The sequence below is a fragment of the Luteolibacter sp. SL250 genome, assembly GCF_026625605.1.
Taxonomy (GTDB): domain Bacteria; phylum Verrucomicrobiota; class Verrucomicrobiia; order Verrucomicrobiales; family Akkermansiaceae; genus Luteolibacter.
The window spans coordinates 1,068,560-1,082,321 of record NZ_CP113054.1 but is presented as its reverse complement, the minus strand read 5'-3'; the positions used below and the strand labels follow the sequence as shown (position 1 = coordinate 1,082,321).

Below are 13,762 nucleotides of genomic sequence, written 5' to 3'. Positions count from 1 at the left end.
CGGGATTTCCGGATGGGATTCAATCACAGGATGATCGTCCGCCCCACGATCGTGCTATGCCGCGGCCCCTTGTAGGACGGGGGAAACTGGTGTCTCTTCTGAAAGGTCAGCCGCCCGTGGGGCGTAGTGGCAGCGCGTGTTTTTCCGATGAGAATCCTGACTCCCAGCACATTCGCAGTCGCCGCCATCTTCATGGCAGGCCTGCCCCTGCATGCCCAGGACGCTGCTCCCAAGGAAGCCGCAACTTCAGCACCCGCTCCAGCACCCGCTCCAGCACCGAAGCCCGAGGCAGCGGATGTCCATCCCGGAAAGATCATCTGGGAAAAGCACTGCGTGGACTGCCACGGCCAGAACGGCGAAGGAGTGAAGAACAAATACGAAGACCCTCTCCATGGTGACAGGACGCTCGCGTCCCTCGCCAAGCGCATCGACAAGACGATGCCTGAAGATGAGGAGGAGCTGCTGGACGCCGTGCAGTCCGCCCAGGTGGCCGACTACATCTACCACGCTTTCTATTCCGAAAAGTCGCGGGAACAGTCCACACCACCGGCCAAGCAGAGTTTTTCACGCCTCACCGCATCCCAGTTCAGGAACTCGGTGGCGGATCTGTTCGCGGATTTCCAGCCGGTCTGGACGAAGGAGCGCGGCCTGAGCGTCCGCTTCACCAGCAAGGGAGTGACCGCGCTCCAAGGCATGGGTGGCGGCCGCAATACCGTCATGCGGAAGGATGGGCAGGTTTCCTTCAACTGGGGCGAGCAAAGCCCCGTGCCGGAAGTCCTGCCGAGTGACGAATACTCATCCAAATGGGAAGGCTCCGTCATCGCCGAGGAAACCGGCGTGTATGAGTTCGTCATCAAGTCCCAGAACGGCGTGCGCCTCCACGTCAACAACTGGCGCGACCCCATCATCGACGGCTGGGTCAGTTCCGGTCCGGACATCCGTGAGGAGAAAGGCACCATCTTCCTGCTCGGCGGGCGGTCCTACCCGATCACGCTCGAGCATTTCAAATTCAAGGAAAAGGCGTCCTCCATCGAGCTGCTGTGGAAAGCCCCGAACGGCGTGCTGGAGGTCATTCCGCAGCGCAATCTCGTCCCCTACTCCACGCGGGAGACGCTGGTGGTTTCCACCCCGTTCCCAGCAGACGACTCCAGCGACGGCTATCCCCGCGGCACCTCGATCTCGAAAGCATGGTTCGATGCGGTCACCAGCGCCTCGATGAGCGCGGCGGACATCATCGCCGACCGGCTCGACTCGTTCATGTGGACGAAGAAGGATGACCCGGAGCGCATCAACAAGATCAAGAGTTACTTCCGCGGTGTGGCCTCCATCGCCTTCCGCCAGAACCTCTCCGACGAGGAATACAACACCCTCATTGAAGCCCGCTTCGCAGCAACTCCGGACAAGCCGGACATCGCCGTCAAACGCGTGGTGCTGGCGATCCTGACCTCCCCGAGGTTCCTCTACCCGTCCGCCGCCGAGGAAGGGCAGCCAACCCAGCAGATCATCGCCTCCCGCCTCGCGCTGACCATGTGGGATTCCGTACCCAGCCGCGACCTGTTCCGCAGGGCGAACGAAGGGAAGCTCGGCACCGAGGAACAGATCCGTGCCTATGCCAATGGCATGCTGTGGGACCCCCGGGCAAAGGAAAAACTCCATGGCTTCTTCCACCATTGGCTGGAGATGAAGGATATCCACAACATCGCCAAGGATTCCAAGACCTACCCGGACCTCAACGACGCCGTCCTAGCCGATCTCCGCCGCTCGCTCGATTTCTTCATCGACGACATCGTCTGGAACGGATCCGGCGACTACCGGCAGCTCCTGAGCGCGGACTACATGGTTCTCAACGACCGGCTCGCGAAGTTCTACCAAAAAGAATCCGTCGGTCCCGACTTCAAAAAAGTCCACCTCGAAGGCAGCCAGCGCGCCGGGGTGCTGACCCATCCCTACCTGCTGACCTCCTTCGCCTACTTCAAGGACACCTCACCCATCCACCGGGGCGTGTTCCTGACCCGCAGCATCGTGGGCCGCGCGCTCAAACCCCCGCCGGAGGCCGTGGAGTTCAAGGACGCGCATTTCGACCCGACCTGGACCATGCGTGAAAAGGTGACGGACGCCACCCGCTCCGCCGCGTGCATGGGCTGCCACTCGGAGATCAACCCCCTCGGCTTCGCCCTCGAGCAGTACGATGCCGTCGGCCGCTGGCGGGAGATGGACAACAACAAGCCGATCAACACGGCCAGCGACTATCCGGACGACAACGGCGGCACCATCCGCATCGCCTCACCGAAGGACATCGCCGCCTTCGCCATCGGCAGCGACACCGCGAAGAAGACCTTCATCAAGCACCTCTTCCACCACACCAACAAGCAGCCGCTGGCCGCCTTCGGCAAGGACACGGAGAAAAACCTCGTCCAGAAATTCGCCGAGCGGGGCTATAATGTGCGGGACCTGCTGGTGGAGTCCGCCCTCATCGCCACGACCCAGGGCATGCAGCCTGCTCCGCCGAAGGAGACCGCCTCGAACTGACCTGAATCCCGTCACTTTCCTGGAATAAACCACCGGACCACGCCTCCCAAACGTTCCCATCACTTTTTCACCGCCCCACCCGCCATGACCTCCATCCCACGCCGCGATTTCCTCCGTCACCTCGGTATCTCCGCCGCAGCCCTGCCATTCATCGGCGGACTGGGCAGCCTCTATGGCAACCAGGGTACCGCGCCGCGCAAGAAGCGGCTGGTCATCATGTTCTCCCCGAACGGCACGGTTCAGGAGAAATTCTGGCCGGATGCGGCGGGCAAGGATTTCCAATTCAAGTCGATCCTGGAACCGCTCGCCCCGTTCCGGGACAAGACCCTGCTCCTGAAGGGCGTCTACAATAAGATCCAGGGCGACGGCGACCGCCACATGCGCGGCATGTCCTGTCTCCTGACCGCGACGGAACTCGCCCCCGGCAACATCCAGGGCGGCTCCGACACCCCGGCCGGCTGGGCCAGCGGCATTTCCATCGACCAAGAGATCAAGAATTTCCTCCAGGGCAAGGCGGAGACGCAGACGCGCTTCGGCTCGCTCGAGTTCGGCGTGGCCGTGCCAAAGCGCGCCGATCCTTGGACCCGGATGTCCTACGCGGGCGCCAACAAGCCCGTCGCCCCGATCGACGATCCGTCCCAGATGCTCGGCAAACTGTATGGCAAGATGCAGGACAAGGAAGGTCTCGTCAGCGTGCTGGACCACGTGAGCGGCGACCTCAAACGCATTTCCACCAAACTCAGCAGCGAAGACCGTGCCCTGCTGGACGAGCACATGAACCTGGTGCGCGAGATGGAGGGCGAGATCGCCCGCCAGAGCCAGCAAAAGGACATGGGCCACCCGATGCCGGAGATCGACCCGACCATCGAGCTGGTCAACGACAACACACCACAGATTTCCCGCATGCAGATCGACCTGCTGGTGAATTCCTTCGCCAACGACATGGCCCGCGTGGCCACGCTGCAATACATGCGCTCCGTGGGTGAGGCCCGCATGAACTGGCTGGGTGTGCAGGAAGGCCACCACACGCTTTCCCACGAGCCGGACAACAACGCGGACGCGCAGGCGAAGCTGGAGAAGATCAACCTCTGGTTCGCCGGAGAGTTCGCCTACCTCGCGAAGCGCCTGGCCGACACTCCCGAGCCTGGCGGACAGGGCAGCATGCTGGACAACACGCTGCTCGTCTGGACCAACGAACTCGGCAAGGGCAACAGCCACACGCTGGATGACATCCCGATGGTGCTCCTCGGCGGTGGCGGTGACTTCACCATGGGCCGCTCCCTGGTGCTCGACAAGGTCCCGCACAACCGTCTCTGGATGACCATCGCAAAGGCCATGGGCCACGACCTCCAGAGCTTCGGCAACACCGCCCTTTCGAATGGCGGCGCGCTGGATCTGGTCACCGTCTGAGGACGGGCGGAGTCACTTCCGGTATTGGTTCGGTGTCACCCCGTGATTGCCGCGGAAGTCGCGGCAGAAATGGGAAACGTTCCGGTAACCCACCTTCCTCGCCACCAGCTCCACGGCATCCGTGTGGGTCCGCAGCAGTTCCGCGGCGCGTTCCATCCGCACGCGCTTCAGGAACGCGTGGGGTGAAATTTCCAGCCGCTCCCTGAACAGGCGCGTGAGGTGGCTCGCGCTGACGAAGCTGACATTCTGCGCCAGCCACTCGACATCGATCCCGCTGGCGTAGTGGGTGCAGATGAACGACGTCGCCCGGTCCACTGGATGGATGTCCGGCACGACCTGTCCCTGCGCGCTCGCGACCCGGAACCATCCGGCTTCCAGGTGGTGGTGCGTGGCCTGCTCCGCAACCCATGACTCGTCGGAAGCCCAGGCTTCAATGAGGAATTCATGCTCCCGGTAGAGGGTCATCAGGCTCGGCCAATAGACTTTCTTCACGTGCCGGATCCATTCGCCGAGGTCTCCCGCCACGGCCTCCCAGCAGTGCGACAACGCGGCGACACCAGCACTTTCCACCAGGGATCGGTGCAGCTTCATGTCCTCCGCATGGAACGCCGGATAGTCTCCCTGCATGGCGTGATCCTTCATCAGGGCGAGATGGCCGAGGAACATCCGGTGCAGCGCACTGCGGTCCGGATGGCCGCCCAGGCGCACCGCCGCGAACGCCTCCAGCGTGGAGCGGAGGCGGCACAGGTCATGCAGTTCCTGCAAATTGTCGAATCCAGCCACGGCGGGTTACGGGTTGATGCCGGATTGCACCGCCGGTCCGCTCGGGAAGCGAGTCAAAATCCCTTCACATGGCCGTGTCCCAGTCCTTCGCTGATCCTGGCGGTCCGGGTGAGAGTATTGCCGCTTTCCCTGATACGGACCACGGCACCGGCGGCATCCGGAGAAATTTCCCCGAGTGTCATCCCGGTACCACAATCTTCGAATCCGTTGCCGCTGATGTCGATCAGATCGACCAGCCCGCCCATCCATACGCCTTCATCGAATCCGCGGAAAGCATTCGAACGGATCTCCAGCCCGGCGGACTGGTCCGGCAAATGGATGCCGGTAGCAGGCTGGCCGTCTTTCCCCGCCGCACGCGAGAAGGTGTTGTTCCGGATGACAACCTTCAGATCATTCCGCCCCAACGAAACGCAGTGCGGATTCTTGTAGAGGGTGAACCCGCGGAGGCACCCGCTGACGGCGTTGTTCTCAAACAGGATGTTGCCTTCCTCGAAGCAGTTCTTGTCCTCGTAACCATCGACCATGGCGAGGCCGGAACGGAAGCCATCGATGATGTTGTTCCTGACGATGCTGCCGCACGCGTAGCCCTCGATGACACCGACCCCCATGGTGCCTCCACGCGTGACATGCGTGTAGTAGTAGTCCGCGGAGTGGGGCACCGTGGTCGTGAGCCGGTTGTCCGTGATCCGCGTGTTGCGGCCGCAGGTGATGATGCCCTGGGCGCTGGCCGTAACCGTGTTCCCGGATACCTCCGTGTCGTAGCAGGCCTGCTGGACCTTGATGCCGGACCAGATGCAGTTCGACGCGGTGCAGTTACGGATGAAACAACCGATCGAAGGGATGCCGCCTCCCGCCTCCACCGAAGCGCTGCGGGTGATATTGAACGGATGGGTTCCGCCGTTGGCACTGCATCCCTCCAGCCCGCTGGCCGTGCTGCTGATGATCTTGAACAGATTGTAGTTCGAGAAGTTTTTATAGACCTTTTCCTTGGCGTCGAGGACGGCCAGAAGCTCCGGTGAAAGCTCCACCCGGAAATTGCGGACGGTGGTGTTCCGGACGTAGATCGCATAGACCACCGAAAGGTCGGGCGTGCCGTCCTTCTTGAACGATTCGGTGTTCGTCGTGAAAGCGATGTTCTCCAGCAGGCAGTCCTTCGCATAGCGGACGCGGAAAGGCATATGGCAGTCCCGGGTCCCCTCCACGGCGAAGTCGCGGAGGGTCACGTTCCTGACCAGGGACAGCTTGCTCACAGTGGTGGACTTCCGCTGGACGAAATCCTTCCCGAGGGACGGAGGTTCGCGGCTATCGTCCTTGAAGTAGCCGGGAAAGATCCGCTTGCCGGCGGTGGTGAGCTTCGGACCGTCGATGGACTTGACGGTATCGAACTCGCCGTAGAAGCAACTGGATTTCCGGGTCCGACCGAGCACCCAGTCCGTTGCATAGTGGAGTCCGGCGGTGCCTTCGCGGATCATGGAGTTTCGCTGGCCGCGGATGAGGATGTCATCCCCGGCAGTCAGTCCATCGGCGGATTCAAGATCGATTCCGTCTGAGAAATCCACGATGTCAGCAGCAACGGGCACCTCTTTCCCGGCCTCGCCGTTGATGTCAAAAAGACGTGTTCCGAGGGGAACGAACACGGTGCCTTCCCCCGCCCCGCGGAGGGTCATGCCATCGGAAAATTCCACCCGGGAGGTGAGGTAGCGGCCCTCGGGGACGTTCACCGTCGGCGAATCCGCGAATGCCTTTCTGATGGCGGGCGCCCAATCGTCGCCCTTCTTGTGGTCGGCATAGTCAGCAAGGGAGACTCCGGTGTCCGCCAGAGCCGGGGAGATGCAGGAGAGAATGACAGCTGCCAGCGCCGCCGGTTTGAGCAATGGAATCATGGGAGTAATGTTGCCGGGTTATTTGAGGGCGTCTTTTCCTTTGGTATCGATAATGCCGCCGTAGGCGGAGCCACCGCCGCCGAGGTAGCCGCCGGACGCGCCGTTGGCATCCTGGCTGACCCAGAAGGAATAGAGGCTGCCATCCGTGAGGTGGAAACGGAAGCGGACGGATTTGCCACGGAGCTCTTCGAGGTTTTCCGCACCTTTCCAGATGACTTCGTGGAGGGTGCTGTCTGCCTTGATGGTGACGCTGTTCTCCTTGGTGAAGGGAGCGATGGGTTTCCCTTTTTCATCAAGAATCTCGACGCGGAGTTCCCCTCCCGGGTTGCTGATGTTCACGAAAAGATGGCGGCCGTTGAAGGCGACGGGCCGGGTGGTGAGGGTGCCGGATTTCCCGGTGGCGTCCATGGATGCGAAGCCGTCCCGGCGGAGGGTGGCCATGCCGATGGAGGCGCCGGTGTACATGCCGCGGTGTCCGTTCGGCGCGATGCCGGAGTAGCCGCAGTAGGGGAACCAGAGCTTGTCATCATGGACGAGCATGACGCCGTTGGTGCCGTGGAGATAGGCTCGGTCGTGCTGTCCGTCCTGGCGGCTGGCGGCGATGAAGGGCCTGCGATCATCAGGCCGCGACCAGTGAAAGCCATCGCGGCTGAAGCCGAGATGCAGCTCGGTGATCTTCGGGAACTTCCCTTGTTCGCAAACCCGGTTCGTGGGACCGAGCAGGACGTAGTGCTCGCCAAGGAGGATGCTCTCATAGGCGACGGCGTTGAGGCTGTAGAGCTGGGGGGCATTATTGATCGCAGGATCGGGCGGATCGAGCTTGTCCGCGTTCGTCCAATAGACGGACTTGTCCCGCCCGGCGGAGCCGGTGAAGGCACGGCTTTCATGGTAGTAACGGGCGCGGCCACGGTCGGTGTTGCGCTTGATGCTCTGGACCCAGACGTTGCGGAACGGGTTATGGAAGAACGACGAGTAATCTCCGGAATCCCCTGCGGGGATGCCGGACGACCAGACGAGGCCGTCGGGTGAGGTATGGAGCGTGTGGCCTTTCCCGCGCTGGATGATGGCCTTGTAGCGTTGGGAAGGATCCTTCGCGGCCAAATCGAGCCAGATGGCGTTGTCCTTCCCGGCGAAGTCGGAGCCTGCGGGCAGGATGATGTTATCTCCGGAAAGCCCGAGCTGCGGACGGGTCCAGTGGATCAGGTCCGGACTGGTGGCGAGCGCCAGCCCACCGCGCCAACTGGCGGTGTAGAACATCTCGAAATGGCTCTTGGCAGGATTGTAGAACACCCCGCCGTGACCAAGGTAGGTGACGGCCTGGTCCTGTCCCTCGATCCCGGTGGGTTCGAGTTCGTGTTTGGTTCCCGGCTTGAAGACGGGGTTGGTTCCGTGCTTTTCCGCAGCGTGGAAGGTGCGGGTGAGGTCGGTGCTTTCGACCAGGAAGTCATCGACGAAAAGCTGGCGGCCGATGTTGATGGGGATGACGGCGGGAATGTTCTTCTTTTCCAGATACGGCACCGGCATGGGTTCCGCGGACTTCGGGTCCAGATCCTTCGGCGGCCATTGCTCGGCAAGCTGGATGCCGTTGTTGGGAAGATACGCACCTTTCCGCGCCCCCCGCCCTTTGAAGACAGGGATCTGTCCCGCTGAACCCTGGGTGACGAACTCTTTCGCGAGGATATCCGCCTCCGTGAACTTCGCGAAGAGGATCTCGCGCTGCTTCGAGCGTTCGCGGTCGTGGATGATGTAAATGCGACCGTCCGGTGCCTGGAAGCCGTCGGGATAGGAAACGTCCTCGCGCTCGTCGATGACCAGCCCGCCTTTCCATGTCTTCCCGTCGTCATCGGAAAGATAGGCGGTCATGTGGGTGCGCTCAAACTTCCGGTCGAGCGGGCCGTTCTTTACGAGCAACAGGTTCCCGGACTGGAGGCGGCGGAAGAAGAAGCGCGAGCTGGGGTTCTTGATCTCCGAGGGCACGGGTTCGCTCCACGTCGTGCCCTGGTCACCGGAGTAGGACTCCATGATACCATCGCCATTGCGGGCGAGCATCCGCAGGCGTCCGTCCTTGAGCTCGACCAGCATGTGCTCGTCAAAGCGGGGCTTCGGGAATGCGACGCCGCCGCGCCGGGTCCAGGTTTTCCCCTGGTCGCTGGAGGCGAACCAGTGGGCCATGCGCTGGTCATCCAGTTCCGGGTAGGCGTCTCCGAAGACCGGCTTGATGTGCCCACGGTCCCACAGGGAAATGGGCAGCATCCAGTCGCCGTTGGTGAGGACGGTGGGCTTGTTGAGGGACATGCCGTGCCAGATGCGGCGGGGCGCGGACCAGGTGGGCTTTTCGTCATCGGGATTCTCGCAGGTGATGGCCCAGACACCGGCCCGGCCATCGAACTGTTCCAGCGACTGGTCATAGAACATCCAGAGCTTTCCGGTGGGATCCGTCCAGAAGTTGCCGACGATGACGCTGCGGTTCAGCCCGGTCACCGTCCGGCCAGGGCGGATGACCATGCGCGGGTGGGACCACGTTTTCCCATCGTCATCGCTGGTGGCGGCGATGAAGTACGCGAGCGGACTGTCACCGCCGCCGACCCATGCGGCCCACAGCCGGCCCTTCGGCGTGCGATCCATGCCGATGACCATGGCGTAGTCCTGCTGCTCCTCGGAATATTCCGGACCGGGGTTGAAGTTGATTTCGGTGGGTTCGAGCGTGAGATCGAGGATGCTCCGGGGCACCGGGCTTTCAGCACGAACGAAGCTCCAGGAAAGGAAAAGGGCGGACAGGAGAAGATGGCGCGTCATGGGTTCGGAATGAGTTGGGTTCGTGCGAGGGTGAGGATCTGCTGGTAGCCGTTGCGGAGGATGGAGAGGTCGGAGTCGATGGCGATGTGGGTGAAGCCGAGTCCGAGATGGTGATGATACTGCGAATGGTCCCGCACGAGGATCCCGGTAGCCTTACCATGGGCGCGGGCGGCTTCATTCACCCGCCCCAGGCATTCGGCGTAGGTGAAGGCGGCGGCTTCGGGCCGGGCATTGAGGTCGAACTGGAGATCCGCTGGCCCCACAAAGAGCACGTCGATGCCCGGCACCGCGGCGATCTCCGAGGCATGACGGACGCCCTCGATGGTTTCGATCTGCGCCATGATGAGTGGGGGCGTGATCTCCGCGGCGGAGGACGGAGATTGGAGGCCGTAGCCGTAAGCGCGGGAACTGCGGGAGTATCCCCGGTTGCCGCGGGGGGCGTAGTGGGCGGCACTTACCAATGCCTCCGCTTCCGCGGCGGAGTTGATGCGCGGAGCCATGATGCCATCGGCACCCCAGTCGAGCACGCGGGCGATGAGATCCGGATACGGCGCGCCGACCCGGACGATGGCTTTCACGGAGGTGCCGGAGATGGCCCGGAGCTGGTCGGGGATGGCAGCCTCCGTCGCGTTGCCGTGCTCCAGGTCAAGAAGCAGCCAGTCAAAGCCGGAGCGGGCCGCGATTTCCGCGATCACCGGGGAACCAATGGAAAGCCAGGAGCCGATCATGGAGGGAGGTGGTTTATCGGAGGGATGAAATGGGGAGGTCCCCGCGCAGGCCGGCGAGGGCTTGGCAGAGGCGCTGGTGGGTGAATGTCTTCAGATCCACACCGTCATTGATGAGGAAGAAACTGTTGCTCCGGTCGAAGTAACCCGCGCCGATGCGGATGACGGACTTCACCAGCATGTTCCGCAGGAGATGCAGCCAGAAGCGGCGCTGGTGCTCAGGGGGAAGCGCCCGCCGGGTCTGGTAGGATGCGAAGGCGGGCGCAAGAACCTGCGCGCCGTGAAAGCAGGCGAGCAGCGAGAAGTCATCCATGGGATCCCCGGAAATGGCATCGTCCCAGTCAATGAAGGCGAGGATTTCATCGGGGGTGCCGAGGATATTCCAGAAGGCGAGATCCTTGTGCACCAGGCAACCCCGGGGCAGATCGAGCAGGGTCTGATGGGCGATGATCTCACGGCGGATGGCCGATGTTTCCACAGGGGACAGGAAGGACTCCCGCTCGAGAAAATGGAGATGCCGGTCGAGATGGAGGAAGAAGTAGTCGCCGTAGGTCGGGTGCCATCCCTCCAACGCGCCTTCGGTGGACCTGAAGGGACCGAAGCCCGCGGGACAGAGAGATTGCCAGGTTGCGATGGCGGCGCCGATGGCCTCCGAAGCGGAATGAAGATCGAGGGTGCCTGCCTTGAAATGGTGGTTGATGTCCGGCGCATCGATCCGGCGCATGATCTGCCATGCGAAGGGAACCTCCGACCTTGAGGCATCGGCCGCGAAGATCTCCGGCGTGGGGATACCCAGCGCGCGCACCGTTTCCTGGACCCGCGATTCGATGGCCAGGTAGCCGTCATGCTCCGGGCTGTCGTCGATGCGGATGAAAAGGGACCGCCCTCCGCAGGTGGCGGTGAAGGTGACGTGGTTCCCCTGCCCCGGCCCCTCGCTGATTTCCGCAGGAGCTGAAAACCGGCGCTCCACCAACGACTCCACCATCCGGGATAGGGTGGCGTGGTCATGGCCGGAGCTGCCATGGAACGCGGCGGGGCGGTCACATTTCCAGTAGTAGGTGCCCGCACGGAGCGGTGGGGTGGAAGAGGGCATGGCGGTGGATCAGGCTTCTTCCGAGGCGATGGGTTCCACGGGAGTGGAGGATCTGACCGGCCGCTTCCGCCACCAGGTTGCGAGGAGGCTGCCGAGCAACGTCTGGGTGATGGCGCTGAACACGGCGGGAACCGCGGCCAGCGGCTGGAGCGGGAAATTCTGCTTCGCCAGCACGGCGGCCAGTCCGCCGTTCTGCATGCCCACCTCGATCGAGATGGTGCGGGCGATGTCCTCCGGATAGCGGATGAATTTCGCGACAACGTAGCCGATCCCAAAGCCCAGCGCGTGGAGCAGGACAGCGGCGATGGCCAACGTGCCCGCGTTCTCAATCACGGAGCTGGCGTTCTGCCCGACGATGCTCCCTGTGATGAACATCAGCGCGACGACTGACACCAGCGGGCCGATGGGCTTGATCCTCGCGGTGGCGGCGGGGAATTTCCAGTTGCAGAAGACTCCGAGGAGGACGGGGATGACCGCGATCTGGAGCGTGGAAAGGCAAAGTTGGAGGGCATCCACCGGGACGTATTGTCCGGCCAGCGCCTTGCACCACAATGGGGTGGTGATGAAGGCGACGAGCGTCGAAGCAAGTGTGATGATGACGGCGAGCGCGACGTTGGCGCGGGCCAGGTAGCAGATGACATTCGACGCGGTGCCGGACGGACAGCTCGCGACGAGGATGAGGCCGACGGCGAAACCGGGATCCAGTTTCAGGAGGTGGGAAATGCCCCACGCGGAGAGAGGCATGATGGTGTAGTGGGCGATGAGTCCGACAGCGACACAACCGGGCATCCTGAAGATGCGGCGGAAATCATCGACGGTCAGCGTGAACCCCATCCCCAGCATGACCGCGCTGAGCGCCCAAACCACCCACGGACCGCTGAACCAGGTCATCGCCTCCGGCTTGACGAGGCCAATGACGGCAAAGGAGATCACCCATACGGGATAGAGATCGGTGAAGCGGCTGATGAGTCCGTGCATGTCGTTGTCCCATCACGGTCAGGATACCGTGGCAGGGCAAGTCCCTTGCGGCGATGCTTGCCGGTTGGATTCGGACAGAACACACGGATGATCGTTTCAGAACATTTCAGACGGGATCATCCCGCGCTGATCAGGCTCCCGGATGCACCCAAGGCGCACGGTAGGGCCGCGCGAGCAGCGCGTTCGCTTCATCATCCTCGATGACCTTCGCGCCATCCCAGCGGAGCGTCCTGCCCAGCTTCATCGCATTGTTCGCGAGGATGCACGCCGCGCTGGAGATGTGGCCTTGCTCGATGTCGGCCACCGGCTTGCCACGCGACTGGATGTTTTTCAGCAGGTCGATCATGTGGCCGCGGATGGCCGGGGCGACGTGCTTCTCCAGATCCTTCTCGGTCTGGTCCTCGACATACTTATCCAGCTCCATCACGCAGTCGCGGTGGATGGCCGCCTCGCCCTTCGCCCGGGGGATGAAGTCATAGGAATTCACGCTCGCCTTCAGCGTGCCCTTCTCACCGTAGAACGTCGCCCCCCACGGATACTTGGGATCCGGCGCATCACCCCAGGAACGGTGGCTCCAGATGACGTTCAGTTCATCGAACTCGAAGGTCGCGGTCTGCGTATCGGAAATGTTCGCCGCGCTGGCCTTGTCCATGAAGATGCCGCCGCTGCTGCTGATGCTTTTCGGCGAGCCGAGATCCAGCATCCACCGCACCATGTCCAGCATGTGGACGCACATGTCACCGACGATGCCGTTGCCATACTCCATGAACGCCCGCCAGCTCCGCGGATGGACGGTCGGAACATAGGGCCGCATGGGCGCGGGGCCGGTCCACATCTCATAGTCGAAGTTCGCCGGAGGAGTGCCCGCAGGCTCGTTCTTTTTCGAGCGCATGTGGTAGTAGCAATAAATCTCCACGTGCGAGATCTTGCCGAGCTTGTCCGCCTTGATGATGTCGTTCATCGCCTCGATCAAATGCGGCGTGCTGCGGCGCTGCGTGCCCACCTGGACGACTCGGCCATGCTTCCGCGCGGCGGCCAGCATGGCGGCGCTCTCCGCGACATCCACGCCGGTCGGCTTCTGCACATAGACGTCCGCGCCGGACTCCACCGCGGCGATCATGTTCAGCGCGTGCCAATGGTCCGGCGTGCCGATGATCACCATATCCAGGTCCTTTTCCTTCAGCATCTCACGGTAGTCGCCGTAGAGCCGCGGCACCTTCTTCGACACTTGGCGGGAGGCGACCAGATCGCCCGCTTCCTTCAGCATCACGGAGTCCACGTCACAGAGGGAAACCACATCCACCGGCGAAACCTGGATCAGGCGGAGCAGATCACACTTCCCATACCATCCGGAGCCGATCAGCCCGACGCGGTGCTTTTTGTCCGAAACCTCCTCCGCGAACAGCGACTTCCGGGTGAGGATGAACGGGGCCGCCGCGAGGCCAGCGGTCTGGAGGAAATTCCTGCGATTCATTCCCCGAGATTTACCCGCGATGCCAAGGTGCCGCAAGGATTCTGACACCTCCGGGCCAATGCCGCAGCCGGGGACCGCCGAACTTGCTTGA

General features: G+C 62.7%; 9 protein-coding genes. 2 read left to right on the top strand and 7 right to left on the bottom strand.

What is annotated here, in order from left to right; translation table 11 throughout:
* Positions 1-147 precede the first annotated feature (147 nt).
* Complete coding sequence (locus OVA24_RS04810) at positions 148-2,529, top strand: DUF1592 domain-containing protein (protein ID WP_267674044.1); 2,382 nt, start codon at positions 148-150, stop codon at positions 2,527-2,529.
* Between the two features lie 84 nt (positions 2,530-2,613).
* A complete protein-coding gene (locus OVA24_RS04805) occupies positions 2,614-3,939 on the top strand; it encodes a DUF1552 domain-containing protein (RefSeq protein ID WP_267674042.1) in 1,326 nt (441 codons plus the stop codon).
* Between the two features lie 12 nt (positions 3,940-3,951).
* Here the strand turns inward: OVA24_RS04805 and OVA24_RS04800 are convergent, their stop codons facing one another.
* The 7 genes from OVA24_RS04800 to OVA24_RS04770 form a co-directional block, all read right to left on the bottom strand.
* Positions 3,952-4,722 (bottom strand): helix-turn-helix transcriptional regulator, encoded by a 771-nt coding sequence (locus OVA24_RS04800; protein ID WP_267674040.1) that lies wholly within the window; start codon positions 4,720-4,722, stop codon positions 3,952-3,954.
* A gap of 53 nt (positions 4,723-4,775) precedes the next feature.
* Positions 4,776-6,605: a right-handed parallel beta-helix repeat-containing protein gene (locus OVA24_RS04795; protein WP_267674038.1), complete on the bottom strand. Its 1,830-nt coding sequence runs from the start codon at positions 6,603-6,605 to the stop codon at positions 4,776-4,778.
* 18 nt (positions 6,606-6,623) lie between these two features.
* Positions 6,624-9,401, bottom strand: coding sequence for an exo-alpha-sialidase (locus OVA24_RS04790; RefSeq protein ID WP_267674036.1), 2,778 nt, complete (start codon positions 9,399-9,401; stop codon positions 6,624-6,626).
* Complete coding sequence (locus OVA24_RS04785) at positions 9,398-10,129, bottom strand: HpcH/HpaI aldolase family protein (protein ID WP_267674034.1); 732 nt, start codon at positions 10,127-10,129, stop codon at positions 9,398-9,400. The genes OVA24_RS04790 and OVA24_RS04785 overlap by 4 nt, the downstream gene beginning before the upstream one ends.
* Positions 10,130-10,142: 13 nt before the next feature.
* On the bottom strand, positions 10,143-11,219 hold the full coding sequence (locus OVA24_RS04780) for a phosphotransferase family protein (RefSeq protein ID WP_267674033.1): 1,077 nt from the start codon (positions 11,217-11,219) through the stop codon (positions 10,143-10,145).
* Between the two features lie 9 nt (positions 11,220-11,228).
* Positions 11,229-12,197: a bile acid:sodium symporter family protein gene (locus OVA24_RS04775; RefSeq protein WP_267674032.1), complete on the bottom strand. Its 969-nt coding sequence runs from the start codon at positions 12,195-12,197 to the stop codon at positions 11,229-11,231.
* 130 nt (positions 12,198-12,327) lie between these two features.
* Complete coding sequence (locus OVA24_RS04770; RefSeq protein ID WP_267674030.1) at positions 12,328-13,671, bottom strand: Gfo/Idh/MocA family protein; 1,344 nt, start codon at positions 13,669-13,671, stop codon at positions 12,328-12,330.
* Positions 13,672-13,762: the final 91 nt, after the last annotated feature.